The following is a 25,820-nucleotide window of genomic DNA, read 5'->3' as shown; positions in this document are numbered from 1 at the left end:
TTTATGAATAATTTTTTTGATTATGTAGTGATAAAATATTATTTATATAGTTATTAATTATAATGTAATAATTTATGATTAATTTTGTAACGGTAGAAAAAGTATTTTTTTTAGAAAAATTTGTTTTTTCATGTTTTATTTGTTTTTCGTTCCTCCAACAGTAATAGTATCTATTTTTATGGTAGGTTGACCAACTCCGACTGGAATAGATTGATTATCTTTTATACACGTTCCAATTCCATAGTCTAAATTTAGATCATTTCCGATCATGCTTATTCTATTCATTATTTCTGTTCCATTTCCTATTAAAGTTGCTCCTTTTATTGGATTACTAATTTTTCCATTTTTTATAAGATAAGCTTTATTGCTAGAGAAAACAAATTGCCCAGATGTAATATCTACTTGACCTCCATCAAAGTTGGTTGCATATATTCCGTATTTTACTGATTCAATTATTTCTTTAGGATTGAATTTTCCAGGTAACATGTATGTGTTTGTCATTCTCGGAATAGGAGGATACTCATAAGATTCACGTCGGCAATTTCCAGTTGATTTAGTTTTCATTAATTTAGCATTGAAGTTGTCTTGCATATAGTTTTTTAGTATTCCATTTTCAATTAATGTAGTACATTGCGATGGTGTTCCTTCATCATCTATATTTATAGATCCTCGTTTATTTTTTAATGTTCCGTTGTCCACAATTGTTACTTCTTTAGAAGCTATTTGTTCTCCAATTTTCCCAGAAAATGCTGATAATTTTTTTCTATTGAAATCACCTTCTAATCCGTGTCCTATAGCTTCATGTAATAAAATTCCAGGCCATCCAGGTCCCAATACAACTGGCATGCTTCCTGCTGGAGCATCTAATGATTCAAGATTAGTTATTGCTTCTTTTACTGCTTCTTTAGCGTATGTTATTGCTTTTTTATTTTGAAAAAAATATGAGTAAGAAGTCCTTCCTCCTCCACCAATTTGTGCTGTTTCTTTTTTCCCATTTTTTCCTTCTACAACTATTTTAATTTTTATACTAACTAATGGTCTAATATCTGCTATTAATTTGTTTTGTAGATTTGAATTTGCAATAATAATTGCTTCAAAACATCCGTTTAATGAAGCGGATACTTGAATAACTCTTGGATCTAATTTTCTAGCTTCTTTATCTATCATTTGAAGTATAGATATTTTTTTTTCTTGACTTATATTATCAATTGGATTTATCGAAGAATAATATTGTTTCATTTCATGATATATTTTTTCTATATATGTTTTCTTCTTTTTTAAATTTTTAGATATGTTTATTTTTTTATTTGCATGAATTGATTGTATTATTTTCATTGCTTCTTTAATAGAAGATAGAGATATATCATCGCAATATGTATAATTAATTTTTTCATCTATAATAGATCGCATTCCAAATCCATGTTTGATGGAAAAATGTCCATTTTTAATTTTTGAATCTTCAATGTACCAGGATTCATATATTTTGTTTTGAAAATATAGATCTGTACTGGAATCATTATGTATCAAGGTCGATGTGATTATTTTATTTATAATTTGTTCATCTATGTCTGTTGAATTTAGTAATATATTTTTAGCTGTGTCTAATATATTATCGTTATTTTCCATATAATATGCCTTATTTGTTATGCACTTGTTTTTTGTGAGATTATTTATTATAAGTATAATAGCAATATTTTATCAAGAAATAAAAAATACTTTTATTAAGTATAAATAAGTGTTGTGTTAAGAATTATTGTATTTTTGTTATAAGATATTATTTTAAGTTTAAAAATGGAGTATTACTTTTTAATATGCTAAACTAATTAGAAAAATAATAAATTCGGAGTTTATATATGAATAGAAATGTAAGTTTTGCTAGTAGACATCGCAATGTATTAATTGAAACTAATAAAGTTTTGAGAAATACTTATTTGTTATTAGGTATGACGTTTATGTTTAGTTCTTTAATAGCTTATTTAGCATTTATTTTTAATGTACAACCTTTAAATCCATTATTAATGATTTTTGGAGTATATGGATTAATGTTTTTAACTAATTCGTTAAGACATAGTTCATTAGGATTATTAAGTGTATTTGCATTTACTGGTTTCTTAGGATATTCTTTAGGTCCAACTATTAATTATTATGTAATGAATTTTGCAAATGGATATCATTTGGTTAATGTTGCATTAGGAGGAACTGGAGTAATTTTTTTTGCATTATCCGGTTATGTATTAGTGACACGTAAGGATTTTAATTTTTTATCTGGATTTTTATTTGTTTCTACAATGGTATCTTTTTTGTTTATGATTGTTGGTGTTGTTTTTCATATACAAATTATAGAATTAATAATATCCTCATTGTTTATTTTACTTTCTTCTGGATTAATTTTATTTCAGACCAGCGAGATTGTTTATGGTGGAGAAACTAATTATATTATGGCTACATTGTCATTATATGTATCTATATATAATTTATTTATAAGCATTTTAAGTGTTTTAGGATTTTTTACTTCTTCGTCAAATAAGGAATAGTAGTATTTCTGTTGTATTATTGTTTATTTTTATTTTTAGGATTTAGTTTTAAAATATTTTAAAGAAGAAGTTATGTTTATATGTTTTATAGAGAAGTATTATCTTTTAGAAATTTATTTTTTTATTAGATAAAATAGTATTTTTATATCGTTAAGCCCTGTCTGAAGTATTTTAATAGATTTAAAATATTGAATGATGGGGTTGATATGATATTTTTATTATATAAGGTATTATATTTTTGATAGGATTATTCTCAGCATTAAATTTTGTGGTGAAAAATTTTATTATGTTTTTTATGTTGTGGAATTTCTAATATTTTTAGTCTTTTTATCAAGATTCCAGTATAATTTATGTATTTAAGTGATAAATATGTTGTGAAAATAAAGTAATTACTCATTGAGTTTTATTCATCTTGAGAATTAAAAAAATACTTAAAGGTATATATTTTTTATTTAAAGCATTAATTTGCGAATTAATTTTATGTTACTTAATTGTGTTATATATATTTTGCAAATAAAATTTATTATTAAATCTTAAATTATTTTTTTTTAAGATTGCTCTTGAATTTATTTTTGTAAGCCCCATATAACGTATAGGGTAAGTTTAAGTTACTAAACTTTTAGAATTCGTTATTACAAGTAAAAGTAAGATAAACTAGGAGAAATTAAGAAATGATAAGTGGTATAAAAATTCGTCCTTTGCATGATCGAGTTGTTGTAAAACGTATGGAGGAAGAACGTAAAACAGCTGCTGGTATCTTAATACCAGATACAGCAACTGAAAAACCAATGCAAGGAGAAGTTATTGCTGTTGGAGATGGTAAGTTGTTAGATAATGGTGATATTAGAACTTTATCCGTTAAAATTGGTGATAGAATTTTGTTCGGTAAATATTCTGGAACCGAAGTAAAGTTATCGGGTGAAGAATTTATAGTAATGCGTGAAGATGATATTATGGGTATAATAATTGAAGATAAATAATAATAATAAGTTTTTATATAATAAAAATACGTAGAGGAGAGATTGTAAATGACTACAGCTAAAGAATTACGATTTGGTGATAAAGCTCGTCAAAAAATGCTTATAGGAGTCAATGCATTAGCTGATGCGGTTAAAGCTACAATGGGACCTAGTGGTCGTAATGTAGTCTTAGAAAAATCGTTTGGCGCTCCTACAGTTACCAAAGATGGTGTTACTGTTGCTAAAGAAATTGAATTTGAAGATCGTTTTGAAAACATGGGAGCTCAGATGGTTAAGGAAGTTGCTTCTAAAACATCAGATACAGCTGGTGATGGAACAACAACAGCAACAGTTTTGGCTCGTGCTATAATTGTCGAAGGTCATAAAGCGGTTGCTGCGGGAATGAATCCTATGGATTTAAAAAGAGGTATAGATAAAGCGGTTACTGTCATTACTAAAGATTTAAAGTTTATGTCGAAACCATGTAAAGATAGTAAGGCAATAGCTCAGGTAGGTACAATTTCTGCAAATGCTGATTTAGCAATAGGTTCTATAATTGCTGAGGCAATGGAGAAGGTAGGTAAAGAGGGAGTGATCACTGTTGAAGATGGAAATGGTTTAGAAAATGAACTTTTAGTAGTTGAAGGAATGCAATTTGATAGAGGATATATTTCCCCTTATTTTATAAATAATCAGCAAAATATGAGTGCTGAGTTGGAAAATCCATATATCTTATTGGTAGATAAAAAAATTTCTAACATTCGTGATATGTTATCTATACTTGAAGCAGTTGCTAAATCAGGACGTCCATTGTTAATAGTGGCAGAAGATGTAGAGGGAGAAGCATTGGCTACATTAGTAGTTAATACTATGCGAGGTATTGTAAAGGTTTGTGCTGTAAAGGCACCTGGATTTGGTGATCGAAGAAAAGCAATGCAACAGGATATAGCTATATTAACAAATGGTCAGGTTATATCTGAAGAAGTAGGAAAAAGTTTGGAATCTACTGTTATTGATGATCTAGGTTCAGCAAAGCGTGTGGTAGTAACAAAAGAAAATACTACTATTATTGATGGATCTGGAAAGAAATCAGATATTGAATCTAGAATTGAACAAATTAGAATTCAAATGAAAGATACTACTTCGGATTATGATCGTGAAAAATTACAAGAACGTGTTGCTAAACTAGCAGGTGGTGTTGCAGTTATAAAAGTTGGTGCAGCTACAGAAATCGAGATGAAAGAAAAGAAAGCTAGAGTGGAAGATGCTTTGCATGCTACTCGAGCTGCTGTTGAAGAAGGTATAGTAGCTGGAGGTGGTATTGCTTTAATTAGGGCACAGAAAGCTTTAGATGGATTTAAAGGAGACAATGAAGATCAAAATGTTGGAATAGATATTTTGAGAAGAGCTATTGAAGCTCCTTTACGTCAAATAGTTGCTAATGCTGGTTATGAAGCTTCTGTGATTGTTAATAAGGTATCTGAATATAAGGATAGAGGAAATTATGGTTTTAATGCTGCTACAGGAGAATATGGAGATTTAGTAGAAATGGGTATATTAGATCCAACAAAAGTTACTAGAACAGCGTTACAAAATGCTGCTTCTGTTGCAAGTTTAATGTTAACTACAGAATGTATGATTGCAGAATTACCTAAGAAGGATGAGCCAATAAATCCTTCAGCAGGTGGAATGAATAATATGGGTGACATGGGTATGATGTAGAATCATTATTCATTAGTAGTAACTTAATATGTAAATAAAGTAATTTTTGTGTTGGTTTTTTATGAAAATAAACCCGCTACAAATTTATAAAAAAAAGTAGCGGGTTTATTTTTTATATAATTGTTATTTTTAGTTTTTAAAGAAAAATGCGTTTATTGAGAGATAATAAAAATAGTTGTTTATTTTTTTTAAATGGTAGTGCAGTTACAATTGGTAATTTTGATGGAGTACATTTAGGGCATCAAGCTTTATTAAAAAAATTTTGTATAGAATCTGAAAAAATGAAATTACCTACAGTGGTATTGATATTTGAGCCACAATCTAATGAATATTTTAAAAATAGTAACAAAGAGTTTTATAGATTAACAAATTTGAGAGAAAAGTTATGTTTATTAAAAAACTTTAATATTAATTATGTGCTTTGTTTAAGGTTTAATAAATATCTTGCCTGTATGTCGGCTATTCAATTTTTAAGAATTTATTTTTTTTCATTTTTAAATGTAAAGTACTTACTTGTTGGTAAAGATTTTAAATTTGGTTATAAAAGAATTGGTGATATTAATTTATTAAAGAATAATAGCAAAAATGGTAAAATTATAATTCAGATTTTTCCAGAATTTTTAAAATTTAATAAAAGGATTAGTTCTACTTATATTAGAAGATTATTGTACAATGGTAAGTTTAAAGAGGCTTCTAAATTTTTAGGAAGATATTATAGTATTTTAGGAAAAGTTGTTAAAGGTAGTGGTGACGTAAAAATTACTGGAATACCTACTGCTAATTTAAGTGTTAAAGGATTAAATTTAATTCCTATTAGAGGTGTATTTATTGTAAGAGCTGAAAGAGAAAAGGGAAATTGGCTAATTGGTGTAGCAAATTTTGGAAAGAATCCTACGTTTAATAGAAAGCAAATTAAATTGGAAATATATTTTTTAAATTTTAATGATAATTTGTATAATGAAAAATTAAGAATTTTTTTTATTAAAAAAATTCGTGATGAAGTAAGATTTTTATCGATTAGAGATTTAACAATACAAATTTATCATGATATAAAGAATATAAAATTTAATTTTGGAGTTGATTATATATATGACAAAAAAATATAAAGATACTTTAAATTTACCATATACTTTATTTCCTATGAAAGCAAATTTGATAAAACGTGAATATGAAATATTACTTAAGTGGAATTCAGAAAATATCTATAAAAAAATTAAGCAACACAGAATGAAATGTGAAAATTTTGTATTGCATGATGGTCCTCCTTATGCGAATGGAGATTTGCATTGTGGTCATGCATTAAATAAAATCTTGAAAGATATAGTTCTAAAAACTAAAATTTTTAGTAATTTTAATATAAATTATATACCAGGATGGGATTGTCATGGTTTACCAATTGAATTAAATATTGAAAAAAAATTTGGGAAATGTGGAAAAAATATTGATTTTTTAGAATTTAGGAAAGAATGTTATAAATATGCAAAAAATCAAATTAGTTTTCAAAAAAAAGAATTTAAACGTTTGGGTATATTTTCTGATTGGGATAGTTGCTATTTAACAATGAATCAACATTATGTTGCAAATGTTATTCGTGTGTTAAGAAAAGTTATTCAAGAAGGATATTTAGAATACGGATTCAAACCTATTTATTGGTGTATTGACTGTAATTCTTCTTTAGCAGAAGCAGAAATCGAGTATGATAAAAAACAATCGTTTTCTATTGATGTTGCATTTTTTTTAGTTAATGTAAAAAAATTTTTTTCTAAGTTTTGTTTAGATATATCCAATAAACCTATTATTGTTCCAATTTGGACTACAACTCCATGGACATTACCTTCTAATGAAGCTGTTTGTTTAAATTCAAATGCTAAGTATAGCTTAATAGAAACGTATCAAAATTATTTTTTAATATCTTGTTTATTAATAGATGATGTAATGAAACGTTATTCTATTGTAGAATATAAAGTTATATTAAATGTAAATGCTAAAGAATTGGAGTATTTTTTGCTTTTTCATCCATTTTATTCACGTAAAGTACCTATTATTTTAGATAATCATATTAGTGTTAGTTCTGGAACTGGTTGTGTTCATATAGCTTCAGCTCATGGCCCTGAAGATTATTTAATAGGAAAAAAATATAATTTAAATATTATCAATACAGTTTCAAAAAAAGGTTATTATTTTAAAGACATCAATTTATTAGGCGGAATAAGTGCGTTAAAAGCTGACAAAAAAATTATTGAAATTTTGGAAAAAAAAAATAATTTGTTATATCAAACTTTTATAACTCATAATTATCCTCATTGTTGGAGGCACAAAACACCTGTAATTTATTTAGCAACCCCTCAATGGTTTATATCTATGGATAAAAATAAGTTACGTGAAAAAATTATTGAAAATATCAATAAAGTTCAATGGATTCCAAGTTGGGGAAAAAATCATATGATAGATATGATTAACAAAAAACCAGATTGGTGTATCTCTCGTCAGAGAGTTTGGGGTACTCCTATTCCTTTATTTATTCATAAAACAACTAAAACATTGCATCCTGATACTGATAAATTTTTAAAGAAAATTTCAAATTTAATAGAAGAAAATGGAATAGACAGTTGGTTGAACCTAGATCTTAAATTATTTTTAGGTTCTGAATATAAAGAATATATCAAGATTAATGATGTTTTAGATGTATGGTTTGATTCTGGAACATCTTATAGTTTTTTGTCTAAAAAAATAAAAAATTTTATTGTTCCTGTAAATTTATATTTAGAAGGATACGATCAATATAGAGGATGGTTTAATTCTTCATTAACTATTTCTACAATAATTGATAATTGTAGCCCTTATCAGTCTGTTTTGACTCATGGATATATATTGGATTCTAAAGGAGAAAAATTTTCTAAATCTGCTAAAAACTATGTAAATTTGAAAGATTTAATTAATCAATATGGGTCTGATATATTACGGTTGTTAATAACTTCTATTGATTATAGAAATGAAATAAATATTTCAGATGAAAATATTAGACGTATTCAAGAAGCATATAGACGTATTAGAAATACAATAAGATATATATTAGCTAATTTATTTGATTTTGAGCCTGAAAAACATTTAGTTTTTAATAATGCTTTACTTGTAGAAATAGATAGATGGATTATTTTTCGCTGTATGAGGTTGCAAAAAGAAGTTATCAAAGCTTATGATCAATACAATTTTCATATTGTATATCAAAAAATATATAATTTTTGTTTATTAGATATGAGTGGTTTTTATTTAGATATTATAAAAGATAGACAATATACTAACGCAAAAGAAAGCAAAGCAAGACGTTCATGCCAAACTGCAATGTTTCATATTGTTCATTCTTTGACTAGAATGTTAGCCCCTATTTTGTCTTTTACTTCTGAAGAAATTTGGAAGAATATACCTGGCAGTAATAATGATTCAATATTTATTCAATCTTGGTATGATAAATGGCCAAATATTTCTAATGTTAAAATGTATTTTTGGGATGAAATACAAAAACTTCGTAATCAAGTAAATAAAGAATTAGAAAAACAACGTGTTTTAGGAATTATTAAATCATCTTTAGAAACTGAAGTTATGTTATATGTAAATAGAGAATTTTTTTTATCTCTTCAGAGAATAGAGAATGAATTAAAATTTATTTTATTAGTTTCAAGTGTTAAAATTTTCCGAATAGATAATGAGATTTTAGATCAGTTTGATACAAATATAAAAATTTTAATTAAGAAGAGTAAATATAAAAAATGTGAAAGATGTTGGCATAGAAGTAAAGATATTGGAAATAATTTAAAATATCTAGATCTTTGCAATCGTTGTATAGGAAACATGACAGGAAATGAAGAACAAAGAATATTTGCGTAAAATTAAATATATTTTTCTGATAAAAAATTTGTAGAAATTTTTTTTTATGTAAAAAATAGTTTTTAAAAAAATAAATATTTAATAATAAAAAATTATGTTTAGATATTATTTAATAATATTTATTATTTTTTTGATTGATCAATCAATAAAATTATTTTTTATATGTTTTTATATTAGTTTTATATATCAATTTAATTTTTTTATTATAAATAATATTCCTATTTATAATAATGGGACAATATTTGGTATATTAAATTTTTTAAATTGTTGGTTCTTTATTTTTATAGATAGTATAATATTATTATTTTTCATGAAATGTTTATTTTTTTTTAAAAAAAAACATTCTGTTATCCGTTCTTTATCTATAAGTTTGATAATAGGTGGAGGATTAAGTAATTTATTCGATCGTATAAGATTAGGATACATTATAGATTATATATATGTTAATTATAATAAAAATTATAATTTAGTTTTAAATATAGCTGATATTTGTATTGTTATTGGTGTAATAATAATTTTTATTATACCTATAATTAATAGGAATTAATTTTTATTATTTTTTAGGATTCTTTATTTACTTAAAAAATAGTTTTTAAAGTGAGGAGCAATTTCTAAGAGAGGTTTTATTACAAAACTACGTATATGTATTCTTGGATGGGGTATGGTTAATGTTTTTTCTTTAATTTTAAGAGATTTAAAAAATAAAATATCAATGTCAATTGTTCTACTCTGCCATTTTATATTTCTTTTTCTTTTTTGTTTTAATTCAATAATTTGACAATAAAATAATAGTTTTCTAGGTCCAATTATGGTTTGTAATGCTACAACTGCATTGTAAAAATTAGGTTGAATTTTTCTTCCAATAGCTTTGTTAAAATAAAAACTTGATATATTTACTATAGTAGTAAAGGGTATTTTTTTTAAATTATCAATAGCAATTTTTAATTGTCTATAAGGTGAGTTTAGATTACTTCCTAAACCAATATAGGATAAATTGTCCATGTTTTTTTTTAATTATGTTCATACTTTTTATATTTTTATATCTTTTCAAAATCTTCTTTGGTAACTCCACATTCCGGGCATAACCAATTCTCTGGAATATCTTCCCATAATGTACCAGGACTTATATTTTCTTCAGGAAAACCTTTTTCTTCGTCATAAATAAAACCACAAATAACACAAATATATTTTTTATACTTTTTCATATTATTTTATATTTAATTATTTTATACCTTTATTAATAAATGTATAATTACAATAATTTAATCATTATATCACATATAAATGTTTAATATTCAATATTTTTATATATAATAGTACTATATGTTAGATATCAAAAAAAATTTTGAATTTAAGAACTTGATTTTTTTTTTTTCATCTATATATAAAGGATAGTCTATATAGTTTTTTTTGAGGTTTAAATTTTTAATATGAATTCGGATAACAATAGTAACAAAAAAACATTAGGTTTTCATGCTGATATAAAACGTGTTTTACGATTAGTAATAGATTCTTTATATTCTAAAAAAGACATTTTTTTAAGAGAGTTAATTTCTAATGCTTCAGATGCTTTAGATAAGTTACGTTTTTTGGCTATATCAAATCCATCACTTTATGAAAATGATAGTGAATTAAGGATAAAAGTTGATTTTGATTTAAATAAAACTATTATTATAAGTGATAATGGAATAGGATTGAATTGGAATGAAGCAATAGAAAATTTAGGTATGATAGCAAAGTCTGGTACAAAAGAATTTGTAGATAAATTACTTGATAATAAAGAAAAAAATATAGATCTTATTGGTCAGTTTGGAGTTGGGTTTTATTCAGCGTTTATTGTTTCTAAAAAAGTAATAGTAGAAAGTAGAAAAGCTGGTTTGTCAAGTGATAATGGTATTGTTTGGGAATCTGATGGTTACGGAGAATTTACTATTAGTAAAAAAAATATAAAACGTAGAGGAACTAAGGTAATTCTTTATTTAAAGGACAATAGTAATGAGTATTTAAATGATTGGAGTGTTAGAAGTATAATTAACAAATATTCTAATCATATATGTTGGCCAATTATGATGAGAAAATATGAGAAAAATAATAATAATCATTCTTTAAATGAAGAAAATAATATTAGGTATGAAATAATAAATCAAAGTAATGCATTATGGACTTTATCAAAATACCAGATTAGTAATGATGAATATAAAAAATTTTATAAAAATTCTTTTAATGATTCAAAGGATCCTTTCCTGTGGATTCATAGCAAAATAGAAGGAAAAAAAGATTATATTGTTCTAATTTATATACCGAAGTATGTCCCTTTTGATATTCATCAAAAAGATCATAAATATGGTTTAAAACTATATGTAAAACGTGTATTCATTATGGACAATGCTAGTCAGTTTATTCCTCGTTATTTACGTTTTGTCAAAGGAATAGTTGATACTTTTGGATTACCCTTAAACATTTCTAGAGAAATGTTACAAGATAATAAACAAGTTAGTTCTATAAAATCTTATTGTACAAAACGTATTTTATCTGCATTAGAAAAAATTAGTATTAAATCTCCAGATATTTATGAAGAATTTTGGGATTCTTTTGGTTTATTTTTAAAGGAAGGTCCTATTGAAGATTATGAGAATCGTGAAAATATTTTAAAGTTATTGCGGTTTTTTAGTACAAATAGTATTTTAGACAAAAAGAAAGTGTCTATTTCTGATTATATATCTAGAATGCAAAAAGATCAGAATAAAATTTTTTATCTTATAGCATCTAATTATCTGTCTGCTATAAATAATCCATTATTAGAGATATTTAAGAAAAAGAATATAGAGGTGTTATTACTTGTTGATAAAATTGATGAATGGTTGATTAGTTATATAGGTGAATATAAAGGAAATAAATTTCAATCTATTAGTAAAGGTAAAATTGATTCTATTGTTGATAGGAATATTTATTCTATTTCAGAGGATAAAGAGAAAAAATCTTTAACTGTTGTGATAAATAAAATAAAAAATGTTTTAGAAAAATATGTTAAAGATGTTAGAAGTACTAATCGTTTGGAAAATTTTCCAGTTTGTATTGTAGCAGATGACAATGATATTGGATTAGAGATGAAAAGACTTTTAAAAGAAGTTGGTCAAAAAGTTCCTGAATCTAGTCCAATTTTTGAGATAAATCCTAATCATTCGTTAATAAAAAGTTTATGTTATATTGATGATAATGAGTTATTTTCTGATTATGTTTTTATGTTATATTATCAAGCTTTATTGATTGAAAGTGGAAAACTAGAAACTCCTTTAGATTTTATTAATTTAGTTAATAAATTTTTAAGTAATTATGTTGATAAAAATGTGAAATTAATAAAATTATCCTGATTAATATCTAATAAAAATTAGTTTGATTCTTTATAAAAAGATATAAATATTGTTTTTATGTTTTTAGTGGTTTTTAATAAAATTTAATAGTTTAATTTTTCATGCCCAGAGAGATTTGAACTCCCGTCCTCTTGGTTCGTAGCCAAGTGCTCTATCCAAACTGAGCTATGGGCACATAGATTCTGTTTATTTTCGGAGAGAGAGGGATTCGAACCCTCGATGAAACTTATTTTTTTCATATTCCCTTAGCAGGGGAACGCCTTAATCCTCTCGGCCATCTCTCCCTATATTATAGGATTAATATATATATGAATTTTAATAGGATTTTTTTATTAATTTTAATTAATTTTTAATATTATTTGAAATAATATAAATTTATAGTAATATTACTATATTAAATAACGTATAAAGATTTAGTACTTTATATTTTCTTTAAATTAAATGTTCTTTAATATAACTATTTAAAATAGTATGAATGATTTCATGCCCAATAAAGGTATTAAAAAACAAAATTCATTTACTAACAAATATAATAATTTTTTATTATATCAGAAATATGAGTATATTTGGATATGGATCAAAAGAATTTTTTTAGTGTTATTTGTATTTTTTGTAATGTTTCAATTTTTAAATATAGGAAATGATAATTATAATATTGAGCATGTTGGTTTAATTGATATTAATGGTCCTATTTTAAGTTCATATTATGCAAATGCAGAAAATTTTTCTCAATCAATGAATTTAGCATATAAAAGTAAAGGATTAAAAGCTATTGTATTACGTATCAATAGTCCTGGAGGTAGTCCCGTTCAAGCTGATTATATATATAACATAGTTCAATATTATAGAAAACATTTTCCAAAAATTAAAATATATTCTGTGTGTGTCGATATATGTACATCTGCAGCTTATTATATAGCTTCTGGAACTGAATACATTTATGCAAATCCATCAAGTATTATTGGATCAATTGGTGTATTATATAACAGTTTTGGTTTTGTGGAAGCTATAAAAAAATTAGGTATTTCTAGAAGAATATATACTTCAGGAGAAAATAAAAATTTTTTAGACTCTTTTTTACCAATTAAGTCTCATCAATTAAAAATATTACATAAAATATTATTAGATATTCATAAACGATTTATAAAACAAGTAGTTAAAGGAAGAGGAAATCGATTAAAAATTAGTAAATATAAAAATATATTTTCTGGGATTTTTTGGACCGGTATTGATGCAAAAATAATAGGATTAATAGATGGATTTGCTAGCAGTGATCAAGTTGCTTTTGATGTATTTAAAATTAATAAAGTAATAAATTATAGTTACAAATATAATATTATTGAAAAGTTTTTTAAGATTATGATTATGTCTGTTATAAATCAATTATCTATGATTTTTAAGTTTAATAATGAAATTAGATATTAATAATTAACTATTATTTATTTTAATTTGTAAATTAAAATACATTTTTTGATTGAGAGAAAGATTCTGTTATTTGAAGTAATATTTTAAAAATTTTTGGATTTCCTGCTATAATATAGCATTCATTTGTGAAATAATTTATTTTTATAGATTTTGTTTTTTTTATATTAATAATGAGTCCTCCTGATTCTTTAATTAATAGAGATCCAGAGATTATATTTTTTATATTATCATTGAATATTAATGTTCCATCAAGTTTTCCACATGCTACATAAGCTAAAGTTAATGCAATTGAACCTATTTTTCTGATATTTGCATTTTGTTTTAATAAAGTATTTAAACTAAATAAATATTGATTTTTTAAAGATATATTTTTAGAAGAAAATTCTATTCCTATTAATGCGGAATTAAGATTATAAGTCTGAGAAACTCGAATTCGATAATTATTTAATTGTGACCCATTTCCTTTATTAGTTATAAAATATTCTTTTTGGGCCGGATTATATATAATTGCATGTTTTATTTTATTATTTTTTTGATAAGCAATAGAAATACAGTAAAAAGGAAAGCCTTTTATATAGTTATTTATTCCATCTATTAAATCAATAATCCATATTGATGATTCGTTAATATAGTTATAATTATTAATTAGAATTTTATGTTTTGGATATTTTTTATTAATATTTAAAATTATGAATTGTTTTATCTTATTGATAATAAGTTCATAATATTCTTTTTTTTTTGTATTTATTTTAATATTTCTTAAAGTTATTAAATTTTTTGTTAAAATATTACCTGCTATACATATAATTTTTGTAGCAATGTTTAATAGAGAATTCTGTATCATAAAATTATATTTTTATTTTTATTAGAATTTTATAAAAATTTTTTGTGTTTTATTAATATAGATAGTTAATATTATTATAATGTTAATTTAAATAAAATATTTTTTTATTAGTGAACAAATAAATAATTAAATATATTTAATTTAGATTAAAACAATTATTATAAAATAATAAAATATTTAATAATAGTTATATTATTTTTAATAGCTAACAAATTTTATGAAGTGATGAAACAATTACCTATTTATTTAGATTATATGGCAACAACTCCTGTTGATCCTAGAGTTATAGAAAAAATGATATATTATTTAGGTCCATCGGGCATATATGGAAATGCAGGATCAACAACTCATATATATGGAAAAATGGCTTTAGAAGGAATAGAAGAATCTAGAATTAAAATTGCTAATGCAATTAATGCTTTTCCTAGTGAGATTATTTTTACATCAGGAGCAACAGAATCAAATAATTTGGCAATTTTAGGATCAGTTGATTTTTATAAAAGAAAAGGTAATCATATTATTACTTTACAAACTGAACATAAATCAGTATTAAATAGCTGTAAAGAATTAGAAAAAAGAGGATTTAAAGTAACTTATATTAAACCACAACAAAATGGATTATTAGATTTGGATGTTCTTAAAAGTTCTATAACTAATAAAACAATTTTAGTTTCTATTATGCATGTTAATAATGAAATAGGAGTTATACAGGATATTTGTTCAATAAGTGATTTTTTATATAATAAAGGTATTATATTTCATGTAGATGCAACCCAAAGTATGGGAAAATTAAAAATAAATTTAAATAAGATTAGTTTAGATTTAATGAGTTTTTCTGGGCATAAAATATATGGACCAAAAGGAATTGGTGTTTTATATGTAAGAAATTATCCTAAACGTATTCATTTAGTTCCTCAATCATTCGGTGGAAAACAGGAAAATGGATTAAGATCCGGAACATTAGCTACTCATCAGATAGTTGGTATAGGAGAAGCTTTTTATTTAAGTGAACTTTTAAGAAAAAAAGAACAAGAATATTTTTTATATTTACGCAAAATATTATGGGAAAAAATTAAAAATCTTCCTGGAATTCAATTAAATAGTAACGAAAAGAATTGTGTTAATAATATTTTGAATATTTCGTTTAGAGATATTGATGGAGATATTCTTTTGTCTGCTTTAAATCAATTGGCTATATCTAAAATGTCAACTTGTTTGTCTGAAACAAAAGAATCTTCTTATGTTTTACGAGCTTTAGGTATTGATGACATTTTAGCTTCAAATTCGATTAGAATATCTTTTGGAAGGTTTACTACAGAGAAAGATATTAAATTAGCTTCTGATATTATCTATGATCAAATAAATAAATTATTTAATCATATTTAATATTATTTATATTAAGTGTTAGTAATAATAATTTTATTGTTAATTATAAAATGTTATTGCTACAATAGTTAATATTTGATATATTAATACATATACTGGTTTAATTGAATAAAATGATTAAGTTAAGTAATACTGCTAAAAAACATTTTGTTTATTTTCTAAAAAAAGTGCCTAATGTATTAGGATTTCGTATAGGAGTGAAAAAAAAAGGTTGTTTAGGATTATCTTATAATATAGATTATGTTTTTTCACCAAAAGATGAAGATTATGTTCAAGATTTTATAAAAAATTATAAAATTTATATTGATAATTTTAGTTTTTTTTATATAAAAGGATTGTATATTGATTACATACAAGACGGATTAAATCATAAATTTCTTTTTAAAAATCCTAATCAAAAGAAACAATGTGGTTGTGGAGAAAGTTTTTTTATATAAATTAATTTAATATAAGAACATTAAATTTTTGATTTCAACCAAAATTATTGTTAATCATTTTTTTTTTAAATTAAATATTTTTTAAAAAAAGTAATGCTGTATATATTATTTAAATTGATTTTGGATTAGTTAAAAATTATTTTTTTTAAGTGATTTTTAAAGATTTATATAATTTAATTGATAAAGTTGATTGGACAATCGCTTTTTTATAAAAGAGGAAAGTCCGGACTCCATAAAAGGGCAGAATGCCAGGTAATACCTGGGAGATAAGAATCTACGGAAAGTGCCACAGAAAAAATACCGCCTTTAAACAATAAAAGATTTAAATTTTTTAGGTAAGGGTGAAATGGTATGGTAAGAGCATACCGCAAATTTGGAAACAAATTTGGCCTAGGCAAACCCCATTCGGAGCAAGATCAAAATAAAATTTATTATTTAATTTTAAATTTAAAATTAAATTTGTATTGCCCTATGCAAAAAAAAAATTGGTAGATCGCTTGAAATATATGGTGACATATATTCTAGATAAATGATTGTCTTATACAGAATCCGGCTTACAAATCAACTTTATCAAAATTTTGTTTTTTATATTATATTAAAAATATAAAATCTATGATCTTGAAAATGAGATATAAATTTATTTTGTAATAGGTATTTTATTTTTTTATTAATTTAATATTCTAATAATATTAGATTATTTTAATATAATAATTTTATATATTAGTAAATACTTTATGAATCTATATAAAATGTGTGAAAATGCTATTCATAAACCTGTTTTGTTAAAAGAAGTAATAGACGGATTATCCATTAAATGTGATGGAATTTATTTGGATGGAACTTTTGGATATGGTGGACATAGTATTAATATTTTAAAAAAATTGTCAAATTTAGGAAAGCTCTTTGTTATAGATAAAGATATAAATTCTATAAAATTTGCAAAAACTCATTTTTCAAATGATAAAAGAATTTTTATACATCATGGTTCTTTTTCAGATATTTATCAATTTGCTAAAAAAAACAATATTTGTGGAAAAATTGACGGTATTTTGTTAGATTTAGGTATATCTTCAGCACAATTAAATGATCCATCTAGAGGTTTCAGTTTTTTAAAATCTGGACCATTAGATATGAGAATAGATTTACAACAAGATTTTACTGCCAAAAAATTTATTTATGAAACAGATATAAATCAAATGGCATTAATATTCAAAAAATATGGAGAAGAACGTTATGCCTTAAAAATTGCTAAAGAAATTTATAAAGAAAGAATTAAATTTAATATAAATAACACTTTTGATCTTGTTAAAGTTATAAAAAAAGTAGTACCAATATGGAAAAATCATAAACATCCAGCTACTCGTGTATTTCAAGCTATAAGAATACATGTAAACAAAGAATTAGATAATTTATTTTTTGCTTTAAAAGCAACTTTAAAAGTTTTATCTATTAAAGGTCGTTTGGTTGTTATTAGTTTTCATTCTTTAGAAGATAGGATAGTTAAAAGATTTATGTTAAATAAAAATTACAATATATTTTATTTATCTAAAATACCTATTTATACTATCGAAAATAATATAAAATTTAGACAAATTGGTAAGTTTATCAGGCCATCTGATGAAGAAATTAAAAATAATATTAGATCTAGAAGTGCTATACTGAGAATAGGGGAAAAAATTAATAATGATTAGGTGAGAAACTTCATTTTGTTGTTAACAATAACAAAATTTATTTTTATTAATTTTATAAAATAATATTTAGATCATTATTAAATAAGTAATAATTTTTCAAATGAAATTAAGTTATTTAATGCATCCTTGGACTAATAGTATTTCGTATGATTTAGATTGTGAAATTTATGGTTTACAAAATAATAGTAAACAAGTAAAACCTGGATTTTTATTTTTTGCATATCCTGGAGATCTTTTAGATGGAAGACTATTTATTATGGAAGCCTTACAATTTGGTGCTAGTGCTATAGTTTATGAATCGTGTAATATACCTATTAATTGTAAATTGCCAACAAATATACCTTGTATACCATTCTTTAAATTAAAAAAAAATTTATCAAAAATAGTTAAAAGATATTACTATTTCATTTCTTCTAACAAAAATATAATCATCACTGGAGTTACTGGTACTAATGGTAAAACCACTATAACATATCAACTTACTCAAGCATGTACTATATTGAATAGTTTATCTTTTTATATAGGTACTTTAGGAGCAGGATTTATAGGAAATTTAAAATTTTTTGAAAATACTACTCCTGATTCTTTAGTATTTTTTCGTTTTCTTAAAGATTGTCAAGAAAAATATGTGAAAAATATATTTATGGAAGTTTCTTCTCATGCCATATCTCAATATAGGATAAATGACATTGAATTTCAAAATGTAATATATACTAATATTAGTCATGATCATTTAGATTGTCATTTGACGATGAAAAATTATATTAAAATTAAATCTTCTTTTTTTTCTTCTCCCCATATTAAATGGGCAGTGATTAACTATGATGATTTATATAAACAATTTATCACGAAATCTATCTCAAAAAAAGCGCATATTATAAGTTATGGTATAAATGTTAATGCTGATGTATATATATTAAAATGGAAAACTATTTTTTTAAATACTTGGTGTATGATTATGTCTCCATGGGGTAAATTTGAATTTACTGTTAATACTTTAGGGTTATTTAATATATACAATATGCTTGCTGTTTTTATTATTTTAATGATTTTAGGGTTTTCTTTAAACGAAGTTATTTTAGTTTTTAATAAATTAAAATCTGTTCCTGGTCGCATGCAAATAGTATCTTATGATCCTTGTATTATAATTGATTATGCACATAATCCTGATGCATTTAAGAAGATATTAGCATTTTTTCATAAAATAAAAAAAAAACATGTTATAGTAGTTTTTGGATGTGGAGGAAATCGTGATCAAACAAAAAGACCATTGATGGGGTATATAGCTAGTTATTATTCCGATATTTTAATTATTACAAGTGATAATCCTAGATATGAAAGTTCAAAAAATATTATTGAAGAAATTTATTTGGGAGCTAGTATTAATAAATCTTGTATTTATAAAATACCTAATAGAGAGTATGCTATAAAGAAAGCTATTGATATAGCAGAATCTCAAGATATAATCTTAATTTTAGGTAAAGGACATGAAAAATTTCAAGAGATTATGGGAAAATATCTTTATTTTTCTGATGAAAATGTAGTTAAAAAATATTTAGATAAAAATTTTTTGAAATGAAATAGTTATCATTAAATTAATATGTAAATGTTAAAAGAATAAATATTATTATTTATTTTATATGAGTGAAAAAATAATTTAGAAAATTAATTTTTACAATTTTTTGTTATAAAAATATTATTATGATTGTTAAAGTTTACACTGATGGTGCTTGCAAAGGAAATCCTGGTCCAGGAGGTTGGGGATTTTTATTGAGATATTGTAATTATACAAAATTTTTTTATGGATTTGATCCTTTAACTACTAATAATCGTATGGAACTTACAGCTGCAATTAAAGCTTTAGAATCTTTAAATCGTTCGTGTAATGTTCATCTTTTTACTGATTCGAAATATTTAAGTCAAGGTATGAATAATTGGATATTTAGATGGAAAAAGAATTTTTGGGTTAATACTAAAAAGAAACCGATAAAAAATATTGACTTATGGAAAAAATTAGATTTAATTTCTAATTTTCATGTTGTTAATTGGTATTGGATAAAAGGTCATTCTGGTTATCCAGAAAATGAACAAGTTGATGCATTAGCTAAAAAAGCAATTTTAGAATCATTATGTTAAGAATTTAATAAATAGTTAATTTTGTTTTCATTTATTTTTCTTTGATTAAGGTGTTTAAAATGAAAAGACAAATCGTGTTAGATACAGAAACCACAGGTCTTGATATAAAATCAGGACATAGAATTATTGAAATTGGATGTATAGAATTAAAAGAAAGGAAATTTACCGGAAAATATTTTCATACATATTTAAATCCTCAACGTAATATTGATAAAGAATCTTTTAGCATTCATGGAATTACTCAGAATTTTTTAAAAGAAAAACCTTTTTTTAAAGATATTGCAATAGGTTTTTTAGAATTTATTAAATATTCTGAGTTAATAATACATAATGCGGAATTTGATATAAATTTTTTAGAATATGAATTTAAATTAATTGATAATCCAATTTTTTTAAGAAATTATTGTTCTATTTTTGATACTTTAGTTTTTGCAAGAAAAAAATATCCAGGAAGAAGAAATACTTTAAATGCTCTTTGTAAACGTTATAAAATAGATATTTCTGATAGAAATTTTCATGGTGCTTTGTTAGATGCTAAAATTCTAGCAGTTCTTTATTTGGAAATGACTAGTGGACAAACTTCTTTATTTAAAGAAGAAAAGATAGAACAAAATTTTAGTAATTATAAAAATGATGATATAAATCAAGATGATATATTAATTAGTCATTCCCCCATTATTTATGCTGATTCAGAAGAATTAAAAATACATAATAAATTTATTAATTTTTTAGAAAAAAATTTTAAATAGTAAAGTGTTAATGATTTTATTTTAAACTAATTAGAATTACTCGGAGAGAGAGGGATTCGAACCCTCGATACAATTAAATTATCTGTATACATGTTTTCCAAACATGCGCTTTAATCCACTCAGCCACCTCTCCAAATATAAATTTATCTAATTGGATACTTATATATTGAATTAAAAAATAAAGAAACTTATTCTAACAAAAAAAATAGATATTTTTCAATAAAATTGATACTAATTTTATTAGATATAATTTAATTATTATAATATGATTCCAATGGATACATATCGATTTTCACATAATAATATATTAAATACTTTGCAAGCTGAACTTATAGACATACATTCTATTGCAGTTTTTTTTGTAAAGAATTTTTTAAGTTTATTTAAATAAGATATTTGTATATTATTTGAGCCAATTAAAATAATATTTGCTTTATGTAGGATTAGTGGTTTTATATTATTTTTGTTTATATCATAAATACTTTTAACTTTCCAATTAGAAATAATTGTATTATTATTTACAATAAGACTTTTTTTATAAATTACTGAATTTATTTTTATAAAATTACTTCCATAAGATTGAATACTATGTTTTTGGCAATATTCTAAATTAATATGCATTTAAGTAATAAATACTTTTTTTTAAAGATACATTTATAAATTTAATTAATATTATTATAGATTTTTGTTAAAGTATAAGTTTATATTATATAATTTTTTATATGATTAATATTGTTATAAACAACAATAAAAAAATGTTGTCTGAAAAAGTAGAATATAATTTAATTCATAAAAATTATTATTTTAATATGTTAATATCTTTAGGATATTCTTTTACATATCCTCCTTTAGCAAATTTAATAAGTATATATTGTAATATTTCTATAAAAGAGCAGTGGTTAGTAGTTTCTTTGGTTCATTGGAAAATTTATTATAATCAAGTAATGATTGTAGCATCAGATTCTTCTTTACAATTAAATGAATTAGAATCTCGTTTATGGTTTTATGAAATTTCTCAATTTTTTAAATCAGATGATATAAATTTAATTTATTACAGTCCATATATTTGGTTAATTAATGTTAAAAAAAAGCCATTAATTTGTAATCCCTCTGTATATACATTACTAAATAAACCAATATATCCTTCTTTATTTTATTTAGATAAAACTTTTTTTTGGCAAAAAAAAATTACAGAGTTGCAAATGTATTTATATTCTCATCCACTTAATAAATGGAGACATTCTGATTTGACTGTTAATAGTTTATGGATCTGGGGGCATGGGAAATTTATATTTCCAAAATTAACTAAAATCATTACAAATGATTTGATTTTGTTAAAGTATTTTTCGGAATTTAATAATATAATGGATTATTCTTGCAAATTAAAATTCGATCAGAATTGTTGTATATTTATTAAATATCCTGAAAAAAAAATATTTAGTTATTTAAAAAAAAAATTGAGAAAATATTCGACTTGTTGGCATTGGAATAATATATCTTTATATTATCAAGCAAAAAAATTTTGGTTTTTTTAAAACATTAACTTTTTAATAAAAAAAATTATGTTTTATATATTTATTTATTAAATTAATTTGTGAAATTTTGCTAAAATAAATAAGCAATATTCGATATTGAAAATATTAATTTTTAATCCATCATTAATATTGAAAAACAATTATAAATATATTTTTATGAAAATTAGTGAAATAAAGACATTTATAAAGATTTTTGTATATAGGGTTAATTACTTTATTTTGTACTAGATAATTTTTATTGTAAAGTTAATATTTTAAATATAGATAATAAAATTTTAATATTATATTGTATTAGTGAAATAAATTATGTTAAATGTTTTAATTAAAAAAATTTTTAAAAGTAGAAATGAACGAGTTTTAAATAAAATTAAAAAGAGAATTTTATCTATTAACTCTTATGAGGAAAAATTAAAAAAACTTTCTAATAAGAAATTATTTAATAAAACAAAAGAATTTAAATCTAGATTACTTGAAGGAGAAAATTTAAACGATATTTTGACAGAAGCTTTTGCTGTAGTAAGAGAAGTTTCATTTAGAATTTTAAATTTAAGGCATTTTGATGTCCAATTAATTGGAGGTATTGTTTTACATGAAGGAAAAGTTGCTGAAATGCGTACAGGAGAAGGTAAAACTTTAGTAGCTACTTTACCATCTTATTTAAATGCTTTAACTGGGAAAGGAGTTCATATCGTGACAGTTAATGATTATCTTTCTAAACGAGATAGCCAATGGATGAAACCTATATATGAATCTTTGGGATTAACTGTGGGTGTTATTTATTCAGATATGCCATATAAAGAAAAAAAAATTGCTTATCAATCAGATATTATTTATGGAACAAATAATGAATTTGGATTTGACTATTTAAAAGATAATATGATCTTTAATATAGAAGATAAAGTTCAAAAAGAATTAAATTTTGCTATTATTGATGAAGTTGATTCTATTTTAATAGATGAGGCTAGAACTCCATTAATTATTTCTGGAGAGTCTCATGTAAGTTCTGATTTATATGTAATAATTAATAAAATTATTTTACAACTTAATGAAAATGCTAATTTTAATCACCTAACAAATTATGTTATTGATGAAAAACAAAAGCAAGTATATCTAACAGAAAAAGGACATGATCATATTGAAAAACTTCTTTTAGAAGCTAAATTATTAAATTCTAAAAAAGATCTTTATCATTCTACTAATATTAATCTTATGTATCATATAAATGCTGCTCTCAGAGCTCATGTTATGTTTCATCGTAATATTGATTATATTATTAAAAATAAAAAAATTATTATTGTGGATGAGCATACAGGTCGTGCCATATATGGAAGAAGATGGTCAGAAGGTTTACATCAAGCTATAGAAGCTAAAGAGTGTGTTCCAATTCAAAATGAAAATCAAACTCTTGCTTCTATTACGTTTCAAAATTATTTTAGGTTGTATGATAAATTATCTGGAATGACTGGAACTGCTGATACAGAAGCTTATGAATTTCAACAAATTTATGATTTAGAAGTTATAGTTATACCTACTAATAAGCCTATGTGTCGTTTAGATCAAAGTGATTTAGTTTATCTTACTCAGAAAGATAAACACAATGCTATTATTAATGATGTAAAAAATTGTGTTAAAAAAAAACAACCTGTGCTTATAGGAACAACATCGATTGAATCTTCAGAAATATTAAGCAATTTAATGGATAAATTTAAGATTAAACATCAAGTTTTAAATGCTAAATTTCATAAAAAAGAAGCAAAAATAATTGCGGATGCAGGAAGACCTGGTTCTGTAACAATTGCTACTAATATGGCTGGAAGAGGAACCGATATTGTTTTAGGAGGAAATATATTTTATAAGTTTGGTCATTCATTATTAAAAATGAATAAAGAGAAAATAAAAATTTTAAAAGAGGATTGGAAAAAACGTCATGAACAAGTAATAAAATCCGGAGGATTAAGAGTTATTGGTTCAGAAAGGCATGAATCTAGACGTATTGACAATCAATTAAGAGGAAGATCTGGAAGACAAGGAGATATAGGAAGTAGTAGATTTTATTTATCTATGGAAGATAATTTAATGAGAATTTTTGCTTCTAAACGTGTTTCACATATAATGCAGAAATTAGGGATGAAATCAGGAGAACCCATTGAACATTCTTTGATATCAAGAGCAATAGAAAATGCTCAAAAAAAATTAGAAGGATATCATTTTGATATAAGAAAACAATTATTGGAATATGATGATGTCATAAATGAACAAAGAAAAGTTTTTTATACGCAAAGATTAAACCTCATAAAGATGATTAGTTTTCAAGAATTTATTATAGAAATTATGAAAGATGTAATATCTAATTTAATAGAGAATTTAAATTTTTCTAAAAATAGAAATGATTTTAAACAAGATATAAAATTAAATAAATTATTTTTAATAATTATGAAGGATTTTAATATTTTTATGGAAAATAAAAGTATTTTTATAAAAAAAAAATCATCTTTTAATTTTAAAAATTATATTAAAGAAAAAGTTTTTAATAAGTTTTTAAATATTTATAAAGAAAAAAAAAAAGAACTTAATGAAAATATCTTATATTTTTTTGAAAAATTTATTATTTTACAAACTCTAGATTATTATTGGTGTGAGCATTTATCTATAATAGAATGTTTACGTCAAGGAATTCATTTGCGAGGATATGCACAAAAAGATCCAAAACAGGAATATAAAAGAGAAGCATTTATTTTATTTTTTAATATGATTTCTTCATTAAAGTATGAAATAATAAGATTATTATTTTCTATAGATATAGATAGAAAAACAGAAATAGCAAAAGAAGCTATCAAATTAAGTAAACAAGAATATAGAGAATGTTTTCAAGAAAAAATATTTATTTATAATAAAAAAATAAAATATTTTGATAATAAAAATTTAGCTATATTTAAAATATATGAAAAAAAAGTAGGTAGAAATGACTTATGTCCATGTGGATCTAGAAAAAAATTTAAATTTTGTCATGGACAATTATCATGAAAAACAATAAATTAATTTTTAGTAATATATACATATATTTATATATATTCTATTATTTTAATTAAATTTAATGCATTTAATGCTATATAATAAATTATGCTAAAAATATTTTTTTATTATTA

Annotated in this window: 21 protein-coding genes, 3 tRNA genes and 1 other RNA gene; 17 read left to right on the top strand and 8 right to left on the bottom strand. The window is 23.4% G+C overall.

Annotated features, from left to right (window positions below):
- Window positions 1–135 precede the first annotated feature (135 nt).
- Window positions 136–1,626: a metalloprotease TldD gene (gene tldD / locus RQL38_RS00485; protein WP_338521731.1), complete on the bottom strand. Its 1,491-nt coding sequence runs from the start codon at window positions 1,624–1,626 to the stop codon at window positions 136–138.
- Between the two features lie 227 nt (window positions 1,627–1,853).
- Between tldD and RQL38_RS00480 the strand changes: the two genes are divergently transcribed.
- The 6 genes from RQL38_RS00480 to RQL38_RS00455 all read left to right on the top strand — a co-directional run bounded on the left by RQL38_RS00480 (window position 1,854) and on the right by RQL38_RS00455 (window position 9,647).
- Window positions 1,854–2,534: a Bax inhibitor-1/YccA family protein gene (locus RQL38_RS00480; RefSeq protein ID WP_338521729.1), complete on the top strand. Its 681-nt coding sequence runs from the start codon at window positions 1,854–1,856 to the stop codon at window positions 2,532–2,534.
- A 683-nt stretch (window positions 2,535–3,217) separates the two neighbouring features.
- Window positions 3,218–3,514, top strand: coding sequence for a co-chaperone GroES (groES, locus tag RQL38_RS00475; protein ID WP_100115020.1), 297 nt, complete (start codon window positions 3,218–3,220; stop codon window positions 3,512–3,514).
- Between the two features lie 48 nt (window positions 3,515–3,562).
- On the top strand, window positions 3,563–5,215 hold the full coding sequence (groL, locus tag RQL38_RS00470) for a chaperonin GroEL (protein ID WP_338521728.1): 1,653 nt from the start codon (window positions 3,563–3,565) through the stop codon (window positions 5,213–5,215).
- Window positions 5,216–5,361: 146 nt separating this feature from the next.
- Window positions 5,362–6,321, top strand: a complete 960-nt coding sequence (gene ribF / locus RQL38_RS00465) for a riboflavin biosynthesis protein RibF (RefSeq protein WP_338521726.1) — start codon at window positions 5,362–5,364, stop codon at window positions 6,319–6,321.
- Window positions 6,305–9,100, top strand: a complete 2,796-nt coding sequence (ileS, locus tag RQL38_RS00460) for an isoleucine--tRNA ligase (protein WP_338521724.1) — start codon at window positions 6,305–6,307, stop codon at window positions 9,098–9,100. The genes ribF and ileS overlap by 17 nt, the downstream gene beginning before the upstream one ends.
- Before the next feature lie 94 nt (window positions 9,101–9,194).
- A complete protein-coding gene (locus RQL38_RS00455; protein WP_338521722.1) occupies window positions 9,195–9,647 on the top strand; it encodes a signal peptidase II in 453 nt (150 codons plus the stop codon).
- Between the two features lie 23 nt (window positions 9,648–9,670).
- On the opposite strand, the gene folK is transcribed toward RQL38_RS00455, so the two are convergent.
- Both folK and RQL38_RS00445 read right to left on the bottom strand, forming a co-directional pair.
- Entirely contained in the window at window positions 9,671–10,102 is a 432-nt protein-coding gene (gene folK, locus RQL38_RS00450) for a 2-amino-4-hydroxy-6-hydroxymethyldihydropteridine diphosphokinase (RefSeq protein WP_338521720.1), read from the bottom strand.
- 35 nt (window positions 10,103–10,137) lie between these two features.
- Window positions 10,138–10,305, bottom strand: a complete 168-nt coding sequence (locus RQL38_RS00445) for a rubredoxin (protein ID WP_338521718.1) — start codon at window positions 10,303–10,305, stop codon at window positions 10,138–10,140.
- 225 nt (window positions 10,306–10,530) lie between these two features.
- Here RQL38_RS00445 and htpG point away from each other — a divergent pair, with 225 nt between their 5' ends.
- A complete protein-coding gene (htpG, locus tag RQL38_RS00440) occupies window positions 10,531–12,471 on the top strand; it encodes a molecular chaperone HtpG (RefSeq protein ID WP_338521716.1) in 1,941 nt (646 codons plus the stop codon).
- Between the two features lie 100 nt (window positions 12,472–12,571).
- On the opposite strand, the gene RQL38_RS00435 is transcribed toward htpG, so the two are convergent.
- Both RQL38_RS00435 and RQL38_RS00430 read right to left on the bottom strand, forming a co-directional pair.
- Window positions 12,572–12,646, bottom strand: a tRNA-Arg gene (locus RQL38_RS00435).
- Window positions 12,647–12,664: 18 nt separating this feature from the next.
- Window positions 12,665–12,755 (bottom strand) — tRNA-Ser (locus RQL38_RS00430).
- Window positions 12,756–12,954: 199 nt separating this feature from the next.
- Between RQL38_RS00430 and RQL38_RS00425 the strand changes: the two genes are divergently transcribed.
- Window positions 12,955–13,896: a S49 family peptidase gene (locus RQL38_RS00425; protein WP_338521714.1), complete on the top strand. Its 942-nt coding sequence runs from the start codon at window positions 12,955–12,957 to the stop codon at window positions 13,894–13,896.
- 31 nt (window positions 13,897–13,927) lie between these two features.
- On the opposite strand, the gene RQL38_RS00420 is transcribed toward RQL38_RS00425, so the two are convergent.
- Window positions 13,928–14,740: an inositol monophosphatase family protein gene (locus tag RQL38_RS00420; RefSeq protein WP_338521712.1), complete on the bottom strand. Its 813-nt coding sequence runs from the start codon at window positions 14,738–14,740 to the stop codon at window positions 13,928–13,930.
- A gap of 225 nt (window positions 14,741–14,965) precedes the next feature.
- On the opposite strand from RQL38_RS00420, the gene RQL38_RS00415 reads away from it, so the two are divergent.
- The 7 genes from RQL38_RS00415 (at window position 14,966) to dnaQ (ending at window position 21,139) form a co-directional block, all read left to right on the top strand.
- Window positions 14,966–16,126, top strand: coding sequence for an aminotransferase class V-fold PLP-dependent enzyme (locus tag RQL38_RS00415; RefSeq protein WP_338521710.1), 1,161 nt, complete (start codon window positions 14,966–14,968; stop codon window positions 16,124–16,126).
- Window positions 16,127–16,239: 113 nt separating this feature from the next.
- On the top strand, window positions 16,240–16,563 hold the full coding sequence (locus RQL38_RS00410) for an iron-sulfur cluster assembly accessory protein (protein WP_338521708.1): 324 nt from the start codon (window positions 16,240–16,242) through the stop codon (window positions 16,561–16,563).
- A 182-nt stretch (window positions 16,564–16,745) separates the two neighbouring features.
- An RNA gene (rnpB, locus tag RQL38_RS00405) (RNase P RNA component class A) lies at window positions 16,746–17,136 on the top strand.
- A 161-nt stretch (window positions 17,137–17,297) separates the two neighbouring features.
- The gene (gene rsmH, locus RQL38_RS00400) at window positions 17,298–18,254 is read left to right on the top strand and encodes a 16S rRNA (cytosine(1402)-N(4))-methyltransferase RsmH (RefSeq protein WP_338521706.1); all 957 of its coding nucleotides are present in this window, start codon (window positions 17,298–17,300) and stop codon (window positions 18,252–18,254) included.
- A 100-nt stretch (window positions 18,255–18,354) separates the two neighbouring features.
- Window positions 18,355–19,833 (top strand): UDP-N-acetylmuramoyl-L-alanyl-D-glutamate--2,6-diaminopimelate ligase, encoded by a 1,479-nt coding sequence (locus RQL38_RS00395; RefSeq protein WP_338521704.1) that lies wholly within the window; start codon window positions 18,355–18,357, stop codon window positions 19,831–19,833.
- Window positions 19,834–19,955: 122 nt separating this feature from the next.
- Complete coding sequence (rnhA, locus tag RQL38_RS00390; protein ID WP_338521703.1) at window positions 19,956–20,390, top strand: ribonuclease HI; 435 nt, start codon at window positions 19,956–19,958, stop codon at window positions 20,388–20,390.
- A gap of 59 nt (window positions 20,391–20,449) precedes the next feature.
- Window positions 20,450–21,139, top strand: a complete 690-nt coding sequence (gene dnaQ / locus RQL38_RS00385; RefSeq protein ID WP_338521701.1) for a DNA polymerase III subunit epsilon — start codon at window positions 20,450–20,452, stop codon at window positions 21,137–21,139.
- A gap of 41 nt (window positions 21,140–21,180) precedes the next feature.
- Here dnaQ and RQL38_RS00380 read toward each other — a convergent pair.
- Window positions 21,181–21,272 (bottom strand) — tRNA-Ser (locus tag RQL38_RS00380).
- 125 nt (window positions 21,273–21,397) lie between these two features.
- Entirely contained in the window at window positions 21,398–21,760 is a 363-nt protein-coding gene (locus RQL38_RS00375; protein WP_338521700.1) for an MTH938/NDUFAF3 family protein, read from the bottom strand.
- Between the two features lie 101 nt (window positions 21,761–21,861).
- Between RQL38_RS00375 and RQL38_RS00370 the strand changes: the two genes are divergently transcribed.
- Together RQL38_RS00370 and secA are read left to right on the top strand one after the other, a co-directional pair.
- The gene (locus tag RQL38_RS00370) at window positions 21,862–22,674 is read left to right on the top strand and encodes a hypothetical protein (RefSeq protein ID WP_338521699.1); all 813 of its coding nucleotides are present in this window, start codon (window positions 21,862–21,864) and stop codon (window positions 22,672–22,674) included.
- Between the two features lie 306 nt (window positions 22,675–22,980).
- Window positions 22,981–25,698 (top strand): preprotein translocase subunit SecA, encoded by a 2,718-nt coding sequence (secA, locus tag RQL38_RS00365; RefSeq protein WP_338521697.1) that lies wholly within the window; start codon window positions 22,981–22,983, stop codon window positions 25,696–25,698.
- Window positions 25,699–25,820 lie beyond the last annotated feature (122 nt).

Source organism: Candidatus Legionella polyplacis (assembly GCF_037013735.1).
Taxonomy (GTDB): Bacteria; Pseudomonadota; Gammaproteobacteria; order Legionellales; family Legionellaceae; genus Legionella_E; species Legionella_E polyplacis_A.
This window is presented reverse-complemented; position numbering and strand designations above follow the sequence as displayed.

What these genes read in the sequence shown, in the direction of transcription:
- RQL38_RS00480 (WP_338521729.1), top strand. Translation starts at nt 1,854, where the DNA reads ATGAATAGAAATGTAAGTTTTGCTAGTAGACATCGCAATGTATTAATT.
- groL (WP_338521728.1), top strand. Translation starts at nt 3,563, where the DNA reads ATGACTACAGCTAAAGAATTACGATTTGGTGATAAAGCTCGTCAAAAA.
- RQL38_RS00410 (WP_338521708.1), top strand. Translation starts at nt 16,240, where the DNA reads ATGATTAAGTTAAGTAATACTGCTAAAAAACATTTTGTTTATTTTCTA.
- tldD (WP_338521731.1), bottom strand. Translation starts at nt 1,626, where the DNA reads ATGGAAAATAACGATAATATATTAGACACAGCTAAAAATATATTACTA.
- rnhA (WP_338521703.1), top strand. Translation starts at nt 19,956, where the DNA reads ATGATTGTTAAAGTTTACACTGATGGTGCTTGCAAAGGAAATCCTGGT.
- rsmH (WP_338521706.1), top strand. Translation starts at nt 17,298, where the DNA reads ATGAATCTATATAAAATGTGTGAAAATGCTATTCATAAACCTGTTTTG.
- secA (WP_338521697.1), top strand. Translation starts at nt 22,981, where the DNA reads ATGTTAAATGTTTTAATTAAAAAAATTTTTAAAAGTAGAAATGAACGA.
- ribF (WP_338521726.1), top strand. Translation starts at nt 5,362, where the DNA reads ATGCGTTTATTGAGAGATAATAAAAATAGTTGTTTATTTTTTTTAAAT.
- RQL38_RS00425 (WP_338521714.1), top strand. Translation starts at nt 12,955, where the DNA reads ATGCCCAATAAAGGTATTAAAAAACAAAATTCATTTACTAACAAATAT.
- RQL38_RS00395 (WP_338521704.1), top strand. Translation starts at nt 18,355, where the DNA reads ATGAAATTAAGTTATTTAATGCATCCTTGGACTAATAGTATTTCGTAT.
- htpG (WP_338521716.1), top strand. Translation starts at nt 10,531, where the DNA reads ATGAATTCGGATAACAATAGTAACAAAAAAACATTAGGTTTTCATGCT.
- RQL38_RS00375 (WP_338521700.1), bottom strand. Translation starts at nt 21,760, where the DNA reads ATGCATATTAATTTAGAATATTGCCAAAAACATAGTATTCAATCTTAT.
- dnaQ (WP_338521701.1), top strand. Translation starts at nt 20,450, where the DNA reads ATGAAAAGACAAATCGTGTTAGATACAGAAACCACAGGTCTTGATATA.
- RQL38_RS00420 (WP_338521712.1), bottom strand. Translation starts at nt 14,740, where the DNA reads ATGATACAGAATTCTCTATTAAACATTGCTACAAAAATTATATGTATA.
- RQL38_RS00370 (WP_338521699.1), top strand. Translation starts at nt 21,862, where the DNA reads ATGATTAATATTGTTATAAACAACAATAAAAAAATGTTGTCTGAAAAA.
- RQL38_RS00455 (WP_338521722.1), top strand. Translation starts at nt 9,195, where the DNA reads ATGTTTAGATATTATTTAATAATATTTATTATTTTTTTGATTGATCAA.
- folK (WP_338521720.1), bottom strand. Translation starts at nt 10,102, where the DNA reads ATGGACAATTTATCCTATATTGGTTTAGGAAGTAATCTAAACTCACCT.
- RQL38_RS00445 (WP_338521718.1), bottom strand. Translation starts at nt 10,305, where the DNA reads ATGAAAAAGTATAAAAAATATATTTGTGTTATTTGTGGTTTTATTTAT.
- ileS (WP_338521724.1), top strand. Translation starts at nt 6,305, where the DNA reads ATGACAAAAAAATATAAAGATACTTTAAATTTACCATATACTTTATTT.
- RQL38_RS00415 (WP_338521710.1), top strand. Translation starts at nt 14,966, where the DNA reads ATGAAACAATTACCTATTTATTTAGATTATATGGCAACAACTCCTGTT.